The following is a 15,481-nucleotide window of genomic DNA, read 5'->3' as shown; positions in this document are numbered from 1 at the left end:
GCACCCATTATGCCTCCCCCTAGAATGAGGGCCATGTCCGCGCCCTTTCACGTGATCTTTGATAACCCGGTGATCCCCGGCAACACCGGCAACGCCATCCGCCTGTGCGCCAACACCGGGGCGCACCTGCACCTGGTGGAGCCGCTGGGCTTCAACTTCGACGACAAGCACCTCAAGCGCGCGGGCCTGGACTACCACGACCTCGCGGAGGTGAGCATCCACCCCGACCTGGACGCCTGCCTCGCCACGCTGCCGGGCGCCCGCGTGTTCGCCTTCACCGCCGCCTCGCCCACCTGGCACACCTCCGTGGAGTACCGGCCGGGCGACGCCCTGCTGTTCGGCACCGAGCCCACCGGCCTGCCGGAGGAGCATCTCCGCCACCCCCGGATCACGCAGCGCGTGCGCATTCCCATGCTGCCCGCGCGGCGCTCGATGAACCTCTCCAACTCCGCCGCCGTGGCGGTGTTCGAGGCGTGGCGGCAGGGCGGGTTCCCCGGGGCCGCGTAGGCCCCGGCGGCGCGGGGCAGCGCCGCTGAGAAGGCCCCACCCCGCGCGCCCAGACCGTGCGAATCCCCCTTAATAGACTAAGCGGTTCGGTGGCTGCTATCGTGCAGTGAGACATTCGTAGGAACACGGGGAAAGGACCTCGCCTCATGAAGCTTCGCCGCATCATCGCCACCGGAGTTGTTGCCGCTCTTGCCACCACGGGCCTGGCAGCCTGCTCGAACTCCGACGCCATCCGCATCGGCACCACCGACTCCGCCCGGGGCGCCTGGCAGGTCTTTGAGGACAAGGCCGCCGAGGCCGGGATCAAGCTCAAGACCACCGAGTTTGGCGACTACAGCACGCCGAACGACGCCCTGGCCCAGGGCGAGCTGGACGTCAACCTCTTCCAGCACCTGAAGTTCCTGGCCAACTACAACGTGGGCGCAGACAAGGACCTCACCCCGGTGGGCTCCACGGAGATCGTGCCGCTGGCGCTGTTCTGGAAGGATCACTCCTCCCTGGACGGCATCGAGGGCCAGTCCATCGCCATTCCCAACGACGTGGTCAACCAGGGCCGCGCCATCAACGTGCTGGTGCAGGCCAACCTGCTCACCCTGAAGTCCAAGGACCTGCTCGACCCCACCCCGGCGGACATCGACGAGGCCGCCTCCAAGGTCTCCGTTACCCCCGTGGACGCCGCCCAGACCTCGGTGACCTACGGCGAGGGCCGCCCCTCCATCATCAACAACAACTTCCTGGACCGCGCGGGCATCGACCCCAACACCGCCGTGACCCAGGACGACCCCAATAACAAGCTGGCGGAGCCCTACATCAACGTCTTTGTCACCAAGGCAGAAGATAAGGACAACGAGGACATCGCCAAGCTGGTGGAGATCTGGCACTCCCCCGAGGTGCAGGCCGCCGTGGCGGAGGATTCCAAGGGCACCTCCGTGTCCGTGAACCGCCCCGCCGAGGAGCTCCAGGGCATCCTGGAGAACATCGAGGCCAACCAGCGCGACGCGAAGTAACCCTGACCCAGGATTAAAGGTATTCCCCTCATGGCCCCCAAGGCTCAGTCCCCCACCGCCGGAACCCGCATCGAGTTCCGCGAGACCACCAAGGTATTCCCCGCCAAGTCCCGCAACCAGGCGGCCGACACCACCGCCGTGGACGGCGTCACCCTCACCGTGGAACCAGGCGAGATCCTCGGCGTGATCGGGTACTCCGGCGCCGGAAAGTCCACCCTGGTTCGCCTCATCAACGGGCTCGATCAGGCCACCTCCGGGCAGTTGCTTCTCGACGGCACCGACGTCGTGGGCATGTCCGAGCGGCAGCTACGCGGCGTGCGCAGCAAGATCGGGATGATCTTCCAGCAGTTCAACCTGTTTAGCTCCCGCACCGCCGCCGGCAACATCGAGTACCCGCTCAAGCTCGCCGGCGTGCCCAAGGAGGAGCGCAAGCGCCGCGTGGAGGAGCTGCTGAGCTTCGTGGGCCTGGCAGATAAGGGCGGCAACTACCCCGAGCAGCTCTCCGGCGGGCAGAAGCAGCGGGTGGGCATCGCCCGCGCGCTGGCCACCAACCCCTCCCTGCTGCTTGCCGACGAAGCCACCTCCGCCCTCGACCCGGAGACCACCCACGACGTGCTGGAGCTGCTGCGCCGGGTGAACAAGGAGCTGGGCATCACCATCGTGGTGATCACGCACGAGATGGAGGTGGTGCGCTCCATCGCGGACAAGGTGGCCGTGATGGAGGGCGGCCGCGTGGTGGAGTACGGCAGCGTGTACGAGGTGTTCTCGCAGCCCCGCACGGCCGTGTCCGCGCGCTTCGTGGCGACCTCGCTGCGCAACACCCCGGACAACGTGGAGACGGAGGACCTGCTCGCCCACGAGGGCCGCCTGTTCACCATCGAGCTGACCGAGGAGTCCGGCTTCTTCGCCGCCGCGGCAGCCGCCCGCAGCGCCGGGGTGCGCATCGCCATCGTCCACGGCGGCGTGACCACCCTGCAACAGCACAGCTTTGGCAAGATGACCGTGCGACTCAGCGGGCCCCAGGACGCGATCAACACCTTCCGCGACGCCTTGGCTCAGACCACCACCATCCAGGAGATCACCCGATGACCACTACCGTCCTTGCCGCAGACTGGGATCGCCTCGGCGATACCTTCCGCGAGGCCATCGCGGACACCCTCATCATGGTCTCGATCACCATGATCGTCTCCGGGCTGCTCGGCCTCCTCGTGGGCATCCTGCTCTACACCACCCGCTCCGGCGGAATCCTCAAGAACTCCGTGGTGTACACGGTGCTCAACGTGCTGGTGAACTTCGTTCGCCCCATCCCCTTCATCATCCTCATCGCCGCGCTCCAGCCCGTCACGGTGGCCGCCATGGGCACCTCGGTGGGCCGCGACGCCGGCATCTTCGTGATGATCATCGCCGCCACCTTCACCGTGGCGCGCATCGTGGAGCAAAACCTCGTGGCCATCGACCCCGGCATGATCGAGGCCGCCCGCGCCATGGGCGCCAGCCCCTGGAAGATCATCACCTCGGTGATCGTCCCCGAGGCGCTCGGACCGCTGGTGCTGGGCTACACCTTCATCTTCATCGCCATCGTGGACATGTCAGCCATGGTCGGCTACATCGGCGGCGGCGGCCTGGGCGACTTCGCCATCGTGTACGGCTACCGGGCCTTTGATAAGGAGGCCATGTACGTGGCCGTGATCGCCATCGTGATCCTGGTTCAGGCCGCGCAGTTCCTCGGCAACTGGCTCTCCAAGAAGATCATGCGGCGCTAGGGCCTCCTACCGGCCCGCCGCTGGCCCCGCCCCTTTCCGTGAGGGGGCGGGGCCTTATGTGTGTTTGGGCAGGCCTTCTTGGATGTTAGAGGAGAATTTCCTGTTTGTTCATTCTAGGTTCTCTCACATGAAACTCACAGGTTAATTTTACGGTGTGATATGTAAATCAGAGTCGATCGCCACTACAGACTCGCATCCTATTCCCTAGTGCTTCGAGGAGGCATCTCATGTTCTTGCGCAAGAAGATCACGCGCGGCCTGGCCGCCACGGCGCTGTCCGGCGCCCTGGTCGCGGGCGGGGCGGCTGCCGCGCTGGCCACCCAGGTCAACGTTGATGGCGGCACCTGGAACTACGGCGTCGAAGGAGGCAAGGTTTGGTCCAATTACTACCACGGAGCCCGCAGTCACGGCTCCAGCGTACAAGGAAAGCACTACGCCGATAGCGGCTGCGTGGGAGCCGATCAGTGGTCTTACGCATCGGCACCCGACCGCTTCGGTAGGGCCGATCACTCCTACTACCGCTTCTGCTAGTTCCTTCTTTCTTTGCCTCATCCACTCCCCATGGGTGAGGCATTTTCCACTAGGAGAATATCCCATGCACCACCTATTACGAATATCCAGCTCTTTACTACTGATTTTAAGTTTCCTTGTCGCGTTTCCCCTCACCCACCTCTTAGACAGTGACCTCGCCTCCGCTGGCAGACAGTCATTTCTCATCACAGAATCTTCTGGAGAGACCTCCCCCACCCAACTCCAAGAAAATATCACACGCTATACCAAGGAAAACCACATCACCGTAGGCCTTGAGCATTTTGAAGCCACAAACGAAGGAACCACCCATCATCTCTACGTTTCCCCTGGGGAAGACTCCTCCACCATGAGCACGTGGCTCCGTACCGGCTACTCGGGTTTTGACCCTTCAGTAAACGTGTCCGTAAGCCTCCTATCTGAGGCGGAACTGACCGACGCCGGAGGCGTATACCATGTCGCTGGAACAGCCGATGAAAAAAACGATCTCCAGCAATATATCACGTCACTAGGTTTTACCGTAAAAAATTATGACGTTAATTGGGATTATATTCTCAGCAACCCCACCACAATTACTATCGCAGCTATGCTACTTCTCATCACCACCATAACCTTGGGTGGAGTTCTATTACGTGCACGCGATTACGCGATTCGGCGTATCCATGGACACGGATTCTGGAAGATCATCGGCAGCGATATACGCGCACTCCTTCCCTCCACACTTCTTTCCTTTATTATCTGCGGAACACTCAGCGCCCTGGCACTCTACCTCTATAACGGCTTCAACGCCACAGGACTCTACGCGCGCTGCACTGGCGGTCTCCTCATTGCCGGTGGTACCACACTTCTCCTCAGCCTCATCATCGGCGTAGCCACACTCCATCTAACCGACCTCATTCCCGCATTAAATGGCAAGATTCCGGGAAATTCCGTTTCTTTCGGAACGTACGTTCTCCGCTTCTGCGCCCTCACAGCCGCCCTCATCACAGTAGGCGCAACAGTATCGATGATCCTAGAAATACAACACCAAAAATCGCAGCAACATATTTGGAACTCTCACAGTGAGGCGGTGGCGTTCCAGATTTCCACCCGCACGGGGGATACTAATGGCGACGTCGCCCCCGCGCTGCGCGCCGCCGACGAGAGAGGCGAGCTTCTGCTCTGCCTGGTCTCGGAGGATCTTTCGCGCAGCCCCAACACTCTCGTCGTTAATTCTCTGTTTGCCGAGCAGGAGCTCTCCTTGCCCGCCAGCGAAACCCCGCAGCCGGGCGAGGCACTCATCCTGGTCCCCGAGGGCGCCCCCGCCGAGCACGTCGCTAGCGCTCGTGAGAAGGTGCTTTACGAGGCGGAATACGCCGGAATTCCGGCACCACACGTCACGGAGAAGCCCATTCCCGGCGATACCGAGGTGTTCACCTACGCGTCCTCCTTCGGTTTTACCCTCCCCGAGGCCACGGTGAGCGGGGTCCCCATCGTGGTACTGCCTCGCGGACTAGAGACGCTGGCGGACCGCAATCTCGTGGCTCCCGCCACGCAGTTGCAGCTATTCGCCGCCAACGGCGAGGCGATGCAAAAAATCATGTCTGACCCCTCGGCGGGCCCCTACATCGCCGGGCATTTCACCGCGCTATCGCACTGGGAGGAGGCCCACGCCAAGGCGCAGAGCCAATTCCGCTTCCAATCCATCAACCTGGGTATCCTCGTCCTCGTGGTCACCGCCTACGTGCTGGGCTCCGCCGCCGTGTACCAGACCCGGCACCGGCAGCGCCTCACCGTCACGGACCTCATGGGCGGCTCCCCCTGGAAGGCACGGCTCGGCCTGCTGGCGATCGAGGCGGCCTTCCTCCTCGTTCCCGCCGCGTGGCTGCTACACCGCCACCGCGCCTACGAGGAGGCCGCGCTCACGGCTATGCCCCGCGACGTTCTGCGTTCCATGGCCGTCACCCCGGAACTCGTCGCCGCCACGATAGGCATATCCGCGATCTGGGCGCTTACCTGCCTCGCCATGTCCGCCCACCTCGGCCGCATCTACTCCCGCACCCCCGCACGCTAAGGAGAACCACCCTTGTCCCCCACGATCACCGTCTCCCGCCTCACCAAGGCCTTCGGGCGCCGCACCCTGTGGCGCGATGTGGAGTTTTCCTGCCCGCGCGGCAGCATCACCGCCCTCACCGGGCCCTCCGGCAGCGGAAAGTCCACGCTGCTCAACTGCATCGGCACCCTCGATACCGCCGATTCCGGCACCATCACGGCGGCAGGGAGGAACATCCAGGAGTTATCCAGCGGCAAGCGCCGGAGGTTCCGCAAGAACAACCTGGGTTTCCTCTTCCAGGATTACGCCCTGATCCCGGATAAAACCGTGGAGTACAACCTGCGCCTGGCCACCGTCAACAAGCAGCAGCGCGCTCGGATCGACTCCGCGCTCGATACCGTGGGCCTGGAGGGATACCGCAAGCGCATGGTCCACGAGCTCTCCGGCGGCGAGCAGCAGCGCGTGGCGCTGGCCCGCATCCTGGCCCGCCAGCCGGAGATCATCCTCGCGGACGAGCCCACGGGCGCGCTGGACCCCGCCAACGGCCACAACGTAGTGCGGCAGCTCCGCGATCTCGCGGATCAGGGGGCCACGGTGGTCATCGCCACCCATGCCGCCGATGTCCGCGACGCCGCCGACCAGCACGTTGACCTAAGCCGGTTCCTCGTGGATGCCTGACTCCGCCACCCACGCCTTGACCGTCTTGGGCGCGCCGCCGCAGGAGGCCACCACCCCCTCGACCTCGCGGCGCACCAGGGGAACCTCCCAGCGGCGGCCGTCACGGTGCCGCACGGCGACGGGACCCTCCGGGGCGTCGTCCGCGCTGAGGTCGCCGTAGGCGAGGTCCTCCCCGGCGTCCAGGAGCGCGCGGGCCACCCGCAGCTCGGCCACCTGGCCGCGCGGCCCGTAGAGCCCGCTGCCCCGGTTGGCGGGGAGGAAGAAGCCCCCGCGCAGCGCCCGGGTCAGGAGTTCCCGCGCGGCCGGGGCGTTGAGGCGGCCGAAGGAGTAGCCCCAGGGCATGAGCAGCACGGCGGGGGCGAAGCGGTGGCCCTTGGTGTGCGAGGTCTCCCATGCCTGCTCGGGGAAGTCTCGGGCGAGCTCGGCGGCGAGGGGGCGCCCCTTGACCGCGCAGCATACGTCCCTGCGCCCGTGGGTGCATACCAGCAGCAGCGGGGTGTCCACGCGCTGGCCCCCGTTGCGGCCGGGGCCGGAGAGGTCCAGGCGCAGGAGGTCCTCGGGGCCGTCGAGAAGCAGCAGCTCCATCGCCCCGGCGCGCGCCCACACCAGGTAGCAGCGGTGGCGCGCGCCCACGTCCCGGCCCGCGCGGCCGGGGCGTCGGATGAGCTGGAGGCTGGCCCTGCCCTTGAGGGCCTTCTTGAGCCGCGCGCTCAGGTCGGGGCCGAAGGTGCCGCCGTCGAGCACGTCGCGGGACCATCCTCCGGGCCACTCGAAGAGCACGTACGCCTCGGCCCGCTTGGCGGTTCCCTCCAGGGGCTCGGCTGCCGCCTCGGAGCAGGGCGGGGCGGCTGGGTGCTGGGTGGTACTCATGCCCCGGTATCCTACTGCCGGGCGGCCACGGCCCTCTTCATGTCCGCCAGGACCCGGCGCGCGGAGACAATGGAGGCGTTGAGGAACCAGGGGTCGCCGTCCACCTCGTGCGCGCGGCCCTGGGTCACCGCGTCCAGACCGGTCCACAGGGGGTCGTCCAGGACGTCCGCCGCGGGTCCGCCGAAGGAGTAAAAGAGGTAGTCGGCCTCCAGCTCGTGGAAATTCTCCGGCGAGATCTCCTTGTTGGGCTGATCGGTAAAGGTCTGCGATTCGGGGCGCGTGAATCCGGCGTCCCGCGCCACGATCCCGGCCAGGGAGTGCTCGCCGTGGATCACGTACTGCCGACCCTTGCTGCGCACCAGGGACACGGTGGCCTCGTCGCCGCGCTGCTGCGCCCACACCCGCGCGTCCTCCTCGTAGCGCGCGAGCATGCGCTGCGCGGCCTCGCGCTGGCCCACGGCCTCCGCGACGATCCCGAGGTCCTCCTTCCACTTTTCCGATCCCCCGTTGCTGAGCACCACGGGGGCCAGCGCGCGCAGGCGATCCAGCAGCCCGGAGTCGGCGCGCTGGTTGGCCAGGATGAGGTCCGGCTCGAGGGCGGCGATCTTTTCCAGCGAAGGATCAGAGCGCTCGCCCACGATCTCGATGCCGTCGAGGTTGTGGCTCTGCCCGAACTCCTCCTGCACAAAGTCCGGAACTCCCGGAGCCGCGGTGGCGTCGGAGGAGGCGGTGGCGATGCCCACGGGCACGATCCCCAGAACCAGCAGGGTCTCGAGCTGCCCGGTATTGAGCGCCACCACTCGGCTCGGCGCCACGCGGCGGGCGAGGTCTGCGGGTTCCGGATCGCTGGACGAGCAGGCCGCGAGCGCTGCGCCCGCAACGCCCGCAGCACTGAGGAGACTCGCGCCGAGGAATCCCCGGCGAGTGAGGGGGGAGCGATACGTATAAGTCATAAACTATACCATATATCAATATGGCAAGGCATACCTAATATAGGAGGAGCCCCAGGGGCAGGATGGGTAGCAGCCCCCGCGCGTAGTACCGCACCACCTCGGGCGAGAAGCTCACGCCCATGCCGGAGTCGAAGAAGGAGGTGCTCCGCACCCTGTTCGGCCTGCCGCGCCTGCGCCCCACGAACACCCACACCAGCGCCACGGCGGCCACCTCCGCCGCGCCGCGCCCCTGCGCGGCGAGCACCACGGCCCCGGCCACCGCGCAAGCCACGAGGTAGCCCCAGCGCGCGGGCGAGGCCACCCCCAGGCGCCCGAAGTCCGCGGCCCGGTACGCCGCCGCGCACACGAAGCCCCAGGCCACGGCGGTCACGAGCACTCCCCTGCCGCCGTAGGCCGGCGCCAGGCCGAGCTGCCAGATCAGCACCGCAGCGGCCGCCCACGGCAGGTAGCCGCGACGCCGCAGGCGCCGCAGACCCAGCGCCCACGGGCCCGTGCCCCGCGCGGCCCACACGCTCCCCCGGCGGCGGGGCGCCACGCCCGACCGCCGCGCGGAGCCGCGCAGCCAGTTCATGACCAGCAGGTCGGACACCAGCTCCGTGTCCTGCAGCCCCGCTATGCCCTCCATCAGCGCGCGGGTGCGCCCCGCCGCCAGCAGCCCGGGCACCTCGCGACCCCGCCCGCAGGCCACTCCCACCGCGATCCGGGCCGCCGCCGTGGCCGCGGCGGCGTAGGCGGCGGGCGTGAGGCCATGCCCCGCCGCCGCGCCAAGAAAGGCGCCCGCCACGGCGCTCAGGGCCACCTGCACGAGCATCGCCCGATCCACCCCGGGGAGCCTGCGCCGCCGCCGGTAGCGCCACACCCACCTCCCCCGGGAAAGCCCGCGCAGCGGGACGAGGCGCTCCGCGAGCACCAGCAGCACCGCGCAGAGCGCGGCCGCGCTCGCCCAGCGCACGGGGGCCGCCACGGCGTGCGGGTCCGCCGGGAGGCTGGCCTGCACCAGGGCGCCCGTGCCCAGGCACGCCGCCACCGCGGCCATAAAGAGCGGATAGATATAGTCGCTCGCCTTGTCGATCAGCGCGAACACGGCCCTACTCCCCCAGCCGCAGCACGTCGCCGCAGCCCGCCACCACGCGCGGGGAGTGCGTGGCCACCAGCACGCAGACCCCCTCCCGCGCGATGTCCTGCAGGCGCGCGATGAGAAAATCCGTCCAGTCCTCGTCGAGGTGCCGCTCGGGCTCGTCGATCAGCAGCACCGGGGCCCGCACGCCGAGCTGGGCCCCGAGGTAGGCCCGCTGGCGCTGCCCGGAGGACAGCGCCCACAGCGGCGCCGCCACCAGGTTGTGCAGCGCCCACTCCTCCACCGCCGCGTCCCTGTCGATCCCCGCGAGGCTCAGGTGCTCCCCCACCGTGAGATCCGGGAGGAACACAGGCTCCGCGATGAGCGCCACCCCCGTGGTGCCGCTGCTCGTGGGCGTCTCCCCCAGCAGCACCTCGCCGCGCAGCGGGGACAGCTCCCCGGCGATGGTGCTCAGCAGGGTCGATTTCCCGCAGCCGTTGGGGCCGGTGAGCGCGCACAGCTCGCCCGGGTGGAACTCCCGGCTCACGCTGCCCAGCTCGGCGTCGTGCCCGTAGGCGCAATTCACGCTGAGAATCACGGATTCCTCACAAATTTGTCTCATTTTGCCATATACATTTCACACAGCTTCGCCGCACGAGATACGGTGGCAGTATGTCAGCGCTTATCGACGCCCCCCTGCGCCGCGGCCGTGCCCTGGCAGCGGTCCTCACAGCGGGCAGCCTGCTGCTCGCCTCCTGCGGCACGCAGCACGATACCACGCAGCCCGCCCCTTCTCAGGGCTCCGTGCCCGCCTCGCGCGACGGGAACGTCGGCGCCGACGCCACCACCGGCGAGAAGAGCGTCACCGGGGCGGGCCTTACCCCCTTAGGCGACGCCGACATGGCCAAGAAGACGATGCGCCCCAGCGAGCCCTCCGAACTGGTGGTGACCACCATGCGTACCGGCTCCCACGAGGGATTCGACCGCGTGGTCTTTGAGATGCAGGGGGAGGGCAAGCCCGGCTGGTACGTGGACTACTCCGACCACCCCACCCAGCAGGGCTCGGGCAACCCCATCGAGTACCACGGCACCACCGCGCTGACCGTGAACATCGACGGCACCGTGTACCCCTTCGACCTCGGGCTAGACACCCCCAGCCTCAACCGCATCACCCCCACCGACGGCGGCACCGTGGCGGACGTCATCAGCGTGGGCACCTTCGAGGGCCGCTCCCAGTTCATCGTGGGGCTCAACAAGCGCGTGCACTACTCCGTGGAGGTCCTGGAGGAGCCCACCCGCCTGGTGATCGACTTCGTTCCCTAACCTGGAGGGCATGAACGCCTACCGCACCCTGCACGCGCACCGCACCCCCATCCCCACTCCGGCGGCGGTGCGCCTGAGCAGCTCCCTGCTGGGCGGGGCCGCCGTGACCGTGCTCAGCACCGATCTTTCCCGCGGGGTACAGGTAGCCCTCGCCACCGCGTGCGTGCTCCTCGGGCTGCTCTTTCCCCTCGTCCACCCCTACCGCCGCCGGGTGCGCGAGTATCGTCGGGATCGCGGCGCGGGCTTCTCACCCCAGGTCTGGCAGTTCCTGCCGCTGTTCTTCCTCTGGCTGGCACTCATGCTCGCCCCGCTGCTGGCGCCCGCCCCGACGTGGGCCAGCGCCCTCCTGCTTCTCGCCGCCGCCGGGTGGCTGTACCTGACCTTTCCGCACATCGACGGCACCCGTGCGCTCGCGTACCTTCCTGACCAGGCGTGACGGGCGACTTTATACTTCTTTATAGATCAGCGATCTATAAAGAAGTATAAAGTGAAGGCATGCAGCCAAGCCCCTACACCCCGGTGCGGTAGCCCGAGAGGTCATCGGTGACCTTTCTTGGCAGGGCGACGGCCCCGTGCGCCGCGGGCATATTGCTCAAGAACTGGGCATTCGGACCACGGACCTCAGCATGGCCCGCCGCTCGCTCATGGACAAAGGACTCGTTGACGCGCCGCAGCACGGGTTCTTTGAGTTCACCGCCCCGGGGTTCGCAGAGTTTGTGCGTCGCACCGCCGATCTCTAGGAATCATTCTCCCCGCGTGGCCTCCGAATCCTTCTGTTCGCCCCCACGTACACCACGTTGCCCGCGTAGAACACCGCCGCGTTCCCCGCGAGCACCGGCAGCCACCACGCCCACCCCAGGTGGAACTGCCAGATCACTATGGCGCTAAAGATCAGGGAGAATGCCACCATCCGCCCCGGCTCCACATCAAAGCGCTTCATCCGCCGCACCCTAGTCGAGCCGCCCGCGCAGGGACTCGGCCTCGTCCACGAGGCGGACCAGGGTGTCCTCGTCCCAGTCCCGCGCCGCGCGGTGGTCCTCCGGGTTGAGCGCAAAATACTTCATGGCGGTGGCGAGCTGCGTGACGCGGTGGACGTCGCTAAGTAACTCCAGGGTACCCCGCCCGCCCCAGGCTGCCAGGTCCACCACCCCGCGCTCCGTCTTGTCCCGGGCCACCACCGCGCCGAGCGCCGCCGCCAGCAGGAAGGCGTCCCCACGCTCCAGGGCGGCGTCGGTGTAGTTCCCGCCGAGGCCCTCGAGCCCCAGCTCCGCGAAGATCTCCCCCAGCCCAACCTCGGGCGCCGCGTCCCCGCCGGCACCGGCGGCCCGCGATTCCAGCACGCGGACGAGGGCCGCCATCTCCTCGGTGGCCTGTAACGATATGCTCATGCGCCCTACCCTACGCCGGAAGGTCCCCTGACCCACCCTCGCTCACCTCGGCCACACCCCAGCATCCGGTAATACTCGATTCCCTATCCTCGGTGCCCTTGTGCAAGGTGATGGGCGTGAACCGTGAGTAACGGATTCGAACCGTCGCCCTTGCCCCTCGGGTGCCTTTCAGGAGATCGCGTAATTGGGCTGACGCGATCGGCAGCCTCGATGCTCGCTGACGCCGCCGATGGTGAGCTACCTACGCTCCGGCGCTACTCCTCGATCAACTCCGTGTTCCAATTCAACTGCTGGATGGCGGTGTCCCACCGGCGGTACTCCTTGGCCGCCGCGTCCGCCTTGCGCTGCAGATCCACCACGGAGACGCTGGCCACGTACCGGATCTCGCTGCGCGTGTAGCGGTCCTGGCGGGTGCTGGCCGCCCGCGCCAGGTCCGAGTACAGGGCGCGGCGGGCCAAGGCGGCGTCGCGCTGGGCGATGGCGTCGGTGAGCGTGTTCCGCTCGTCGAAGGCGGTGGCCGTGTTGGTGGCGTTGATCTTGCGGATCAGCCAGGTGATACGGTCCAGCAGGCCCTCGGCCTCCGCCAGCAGCTCTGCGGGATCCTCGTCGGGCCGTTCGTCCTCCTGCACCCGTGCTACCAGGGAGAGCCTCTCCTTAAGCTGCGCGCACCGGCGCTGCGCCTCCGCGCGCTCGGCCAGGGCCTCTGCCAGTTTCATCGTTCCTACTCCCACTCGATCGTTGCCGGGGGCTTGGAGGTCACGTCCAGCACCACGCGGTTGATCTCCGCCACCTCGTTGGTAATGCGCGTGGAGATCTTCTCCAGCACCTCGTAGGGGATGCGCACCCAGTCGGCGGTCATGGCGTCCTCCGAGGACACCGGGCGCAGCACGATGGGGTGTCCGTAGGTGCGGCCGTCGCCCTGCACGCCCACCGAGCGGACGTCGGCAAGCAGCACCACCGGGCACTGCCAGATCTGCTCGTCCAGGCCCGCGGCGGTCAGCTCCTCGCGCGCGATGGCGTCCGCGGCGCGCAGGATGTCCAGGCGCTCCTGCGTCACCTCACCGATGATGCGAATGCCCAGGCCCGGGCCGGGGAAGGGCTGGCGGCTGACGATCTCCTCCGGCAGGCCCAGCTCGCGGCCCACCGCGCGCACCTCGTCCTTGAACAGCAGGCGCAGGGGCTCCACCAGGGTGAACTCCACATCGTCCGGGAGGCCGCCCACGTTGTGGTGGCTCTTGATGTTCGCGGTGCCTGCGCCGCCGCCGGACTCCACCACGTCCGGGTACAGGGTGCCCTGCACCAGGAAGTCCACCTGCTGGCCCTCCAGCACCCCGGCCACGGCGCGCTCGAAGGAACGGATGAACTCCGCGCCGATGGCCTTGCGCTTGGCCTCCGGCTCGCTCACCCCGGCCAGCTTGTCCAGGAAGGCGGCGCGCTCGTCCACCGTGACCAGGCGCGCCCCGGTGGAGGCCACAAAGTCCTTCTCCACCTGCTCCCGCTCGCCCTGGCGCAGCAGCCCGTGGTCCACGAAGATGCAGGTAAGGCGGTCCCCGATGGCGCGCTGCACGAGGGCTGCCGCCACGGCGGAGTCCACGCCGCCGGACAGGCCACAGATAGCCCGCCCCTCGGCACCCACCTGCTCGCGCACGCCCGCGATCAGCTGCTCCGCGATGTTCTCCGGGGTCCAGTTCTGCGGCAGGCCCGCGATCTCCGTGAGAAAGCGCGTGAGCACCTCCTGCCCGTGCGGGGAATGCAGCACCTCCGGGTGGTACTGCACGCCCGCCATGTGCTTCTCCGCGCACTCGAAGGCCGCCACCGGGGCGCCCGCCGTGGTGGCTGTCACCGTGAATCCCTCGGGCGCGCGGGAGACCGAATCCCCGTGGCTCATCCACACCTTGTGCGTGTCCTCAAAGCCCCGGTGCAGGCTGCCGCCGGAGACCTCCATATCCGTGCGGCCGTACTCGCGCTGCCCCGTGGCGGCGACCTCGCCGCCCAGGGCGTTCGTCATCAACTGGAAGCCGTAGCAGATGCCGAACACCGGCAGACCCAGGTCAAAAATCTCGGGATCGAACGAGGGCGCCCCCTCCGCGTACACGGACGACGGCCCCCCGGAGAGCACCAGGGCGGCGGGGTTCTTCTCCCGCACCTCCTGCGCGGTGATGGTGTGCGGCACGACCTCGGAGTACATGCGGGCCTCGCGCACGCGGCGGGCGATGAGCTGCGCGTACTGGGCACCAAAATCGACGACGAGGACGGGGCTGGGAAGATGGGTCTGCTGCGCTTCAGTCACAACCCACAAGCCTACCCGAGGGGTGTGGCGTTGGCCCAGTCTCCGCCCGCGTCCTACGCCTTCGGCCTTCTGCGCTGCCCACCATGCTTCTGAAAGCCACACTGAGGCTTCACGGGATACTTACGAAAATACTGCTCCGGGTCCGACTCAAACAAACGCAGGCGCTCCGAATACGTAGCGTCAAAGGTCCTATTGATGGCGGCTTCACGGATCATTGCGGATCACCTCCGAGTGCTCCTCCATTGGGTTCGATTCTAGTGAGCGCTTCCAACGATGTCATGTCTATATAGGGAATGTCGCGCTGGTCTAGGAAGGTCATGGCCAGGGTAGAGGCCAAGTTCACTAGCGCCTCCTTATCCAGTTCACCGAGGTCACCCGGCCCCGGCGAATCCACGGTGAGGATTCCGTACAGGCGGTGTCCCGCAAAAACCGGCGCTACGGCGAACGAGCCATACGGCAAAAGGCATCCCTCTCCGTCCGGCAACTCCCGAGTATCGCCGATCAAGCGCCCCTCGCCTCTCAGAGCCTTCTTCAGGCTCTCGTCCTCAGCGGTGATGACTCGCTTCGAGCTTCCCACCGCGCTCCCCGCTACTCCCCACTCCGGGGCAACCAAGCAAAGCCTCTCGACGCTCTCCACCTGAAAATAATGAGCACGCGTCCCATCGTGTGCACCCATGAGGTTCCTCGCCAGCTCAAGGATCAACATCCGCGCTCCCTGTAGTTGGGCCTCGCGCTTTCGCTTCTCCCCACGGCTCATCGCCGCGCGCACCCGAAACGCCGCCATGTTGAGGTTGCTCACGAGATTCTTTGTTCGATCCCCCTGCGCTTCCTCCCACAGCTCCCGCTCCCGCCTCCCCTGGGCGTCCTGGTAGGCCCGCACCGCCACCGCCACGGCGGTCAGCACGGCTCCCAGCGCGAAGCACCCCACCCGCCAGGCCCCCTGCGCAAAGGAGGCGGCGGCCACCAGCAGGGTGCCCGCCACGCCCCCTAGCTCGAGCCACGCGGCCCTAATGCCCACGATCACCCGCAGCAGGAGCGGCTCGGAAAGAGCCGCCCTTCCCCGATCGTCCCCCATGATTCCCCCCG

Annotated in this window: 19 protein-coding genes; 10 read left to right on the top strand and 9 right to left on the bottom strand. The window is 67.4% G+C overall.

Annotation, left to right across the window (positions count from 1 at the left end):
- Positions 1–33 precede the first annotated feature (33 nt).
- The 7 genes from B140_RS0105925 to B140_RS0105895 all read left to right on the top strand — a co-directional run bounded on the left by B140_RS0105925 (position 34) and on the right by B140_RS0105895 (position 6,514).
- Entirely contained in the window at positions 34–507 is a 474-nt protein-coding gene (locus tag B140_RS0105925) for a tRNA (cytidine(34)-2'-O)-methyltransferase (RefSeq protein ID WP_018118435.1), read from the top strand.
- A gap of 146 nt (positions 508–653) precedes the next feature.
- Positions 654–1,514, top strand: coding sequence for a MetQ/NlpA family ABC transporter substrate-binding protein (locus B140_RS0105920; RefSeq protein WP_018118434.1), 861 nt, complete (start codon positions 654–656; stop codon positions 1,512–1,514).
- 30 nt (positions 1,515–1,544) lie between these two features.
- On the top strand, positions 1,545–2,603 hold the full coding sequence (locus B140_RS0105915; RefSeq protein WP_018118433.1) for a methionine ABC transporter ATP-binding protein: 1,059 nt from the start codon (positions 1,545–1,547) through the stop codon (positions 2,601–2,603).
- Positions 2,600–3,277, top strand: a complete 678-nt coding sequence (locus tag B140_RS0105910) for a methionine ABC transporter permease (protein WP_018118432.1) — start codon at positions 2,600–2,602, stop codon at positions 3,275–3,277. Before B140_RS0105915 ends, B140_RS0105910 begins: the two co-directional genes overlap by 4 nt.
- A gap of 227 nt (positions 3,278–3,504) precedes the next feature.
- Complete coding sequence (locus B140_RS0105905) at positions 3,505–3,807, top strand: lactococcin 972 family bacteriocin (RefSeq protein ID WP_018118431.1); 303 nt, start codon at positions 3,505–3,507, stop codon at positions 3,805–3,807.
- 1,066 nt (positions 3,808–4,873) lie between these two features.
- Complete coding sequence (locus B140_RS0105900; protein WP_018118430.1) at positions 4,874–5,857, top strand: hypothetical protein; 984 nt, start codon at positions 4,874–4,876, stop codon at positions 5,855–5,857.
- 12 nt (positions 5,858–5,869) lie between these two features.
- Positions 5,870–6,514 carry an ABC transporter ATP-binding protein gene (locus B140_RS0105895; protein ID WP_018118429.1) on the top strand — a complete coding sequence of 215 codons (645 nt, stop codon included), beginning with the start codon at positions 5,870–5,872 and terminating at the stop codon, positions 6,512–6,514.
- Here the strand turns inward: B140_RS0105895 and B140_RS0105890 are convergent.
- Genes B140_RS0105890 through B140_RS0105875 form a run of 4 tightly spaced genes read right to left on the bottom strand, consistent with a single transcriptional unit; the run spans position 6,488 to position 10,016 of the window.
- A complete protein-coding gene (locus B140_RS0105890) occupies positions 6,488–7,384 on the bottom strand; it encodes a ferredoxin family protein (RefSeq protein WP_018118428.1) in 897 nt (298 codons plus the stop codon). The two genes, B140_RS0105895 and B140_RS0105890, sit on opposite strands and share 27 nt — an antisense overlap.
- A gap of 11 nt (positions 7,385–7,395) precedes the next feature.
- Positions 7,396–8,337 carry an iron-siderophore ABC transporter substrate-binding protein gene (locus B140_RS0105885; protein ID WP_026166047.1) on the bottom strand — a complete coding sequence of 314 codons (942 nt, stop codon included), beginning with the start codon at positions 8,335–8,337 and terminating at the stop codon, positions 7,396–7,398.
- A 34-nt stretch (positions 8,338–8,371) separates the two neighbouring features.
- The gene (locus B140_RS0105880) at positions 8,372–9,421 is read right to left on the bottom strand and encodes a hypothetical protein (RefSeq protein ID WP_018118426.1); all 1,050 of its coding nucleotides are present in this window, start codon (positions 9,419–9,421) and stop codon (positions 8,372–8,374) included.
- A 4-nt stretch (positions 9,422–9,425) separates the two neighbouring features.
- Entirely contained in the window at positions 9,426–10,016 is a 591-nt protein-coding gene (locus B140_RS0105875) for an ABC transporter ATP-binding protein (RefSeq protein ID WP_244874397.1), read from the bottom strand.
- A 50-nt stretch (positions 10,017–10,066) separates the two neighbouring features.
- On the opposite strand from B140_RS0105875, the gene B140_RS0105870 reads away from it, so the two are divergent.
- From B140_RS0105870 to B140_RS13725, 3 genes are all read left to right on the top strand, one after another.
- Complete coding sequence (locus tag B140_RS0105870; RefSeq protein WP_018118424.1) at positions 10,067–10,717, top strand: AMIN-like domain-containing (lipo)protein; 651 nt, start codon at positions 10,067–10,069, stop codon at positions 10,715–10,717.
- A gap of 10 nt (positions 10,718–10,727) precedes the next feature.
- Positions 10,728–11,153, top strand: a complete 426-nt coding sequence (locus tag B140_RS0105865) for a hypothetical protein (RefSeq protein ID WP_018118423.1) — start codon at positions 10,728–10,730, stop codon at positions 11,151–11,153.
- 136 nt (positions 11,154–11,289) lie between these two features.
- Entirely contained in the window at positions 11,290–11,457 is a 168-nt protein-coding gene (locus B140_RS13725) for a hypothetical protein (RefSeq protein WP_018118422.1), read from the top strand.
- Here the strand turns inward: B140_RS13725 and B140_RS0105855 are convergent.
- The 5 genes from B140_RS0105855 to B140_RS0105835 all read right to left on the bottom strand — a co-directional run bounded on the left by B140_RS0105855 (position 11,454) and on the right by B140_RS0105835 (position 15,470).
- Positions 11,454–11,657 (bottom strand): hypothetical protein, encoded by a 204-nt coding sequence (locus tag B140_RS0105855; RefSeq protein ID WP_018118421.1) that lies wholly within the window; start codon positions 11,655–11,657, stop codon positions 11,454–11,456. The genes B140_RS13725 and B140_RS0105855 overlap by 4 nt on opposite strands.
- 10 nt (positions 11,658–11,667) lie before the next feature.
- Positions 11,668–12,105 (bottom strand): imm68 putative immunity domain-containing protein, encoded by a 438-nt coding sequence (locus tag B140_RS0105850; protein ID WP_018118420.1) that lies wholly within the window; start codon positions 12,103–12,105, stop codon positions 11,668–11,670.
- Between the two features lie 254 nt (positions 12,106–12,359).
- Positions 12,360–12,821: a DIP1984 family protein gene (locus tag B140_RS0105845; protein ID WP_018118419.1), complete on the bottom strand. Its 462-nt coding sequence runs from the start codon at positions 12,819–12,821 to the stop codon at positions 12,360–12,362.
- A 5-nt stretch (positions 12,822–12,826) separates the two neighbouring features.
- Positions 12,827–14,395 (bottom strand): glutamine-hydrolyzing GMP synthase, encoded by a 1,569-nt coding sequence (gene guaA, locus B140_RS0105840; protein WP_018118418.1) that lies wholly within the window; start codon positions 14,393–14,395, stop codon positions 12,827–12,829.
- A gap of 211 nt (positions 14,396–14,606) precedes the next feature.
- The gene (locus B140_RS0105835) at positions 14,607–15,470 is read right to left on the bottom strand and encodes a GAF domain-containing protein (RefSeq protein ID WP_018118417.1); all 864 of its coding nucleotides are present in this window, start codon (positions 15,468–15,470) and stop codon (positions 14,607–14,609) included.
- Positions 15,471–15,481: the final 11 nt, after the last annotated feature.

Source organism: Corynebacterium mastitidis DSM 44356, from assembly GCF_000375365.1.
Taxonomy (GTDB): Bacteria; Actinomycetota; Actinomycetes; order Mycobacteriales; family Mycobacteriaceae; genus Corynebacterium; species Corynebacterium mastitidis.
Note: the sequence above shows the minus strand (reverse complement) of the source record. Positions and strands in the feature narration are given on the sequence as shown.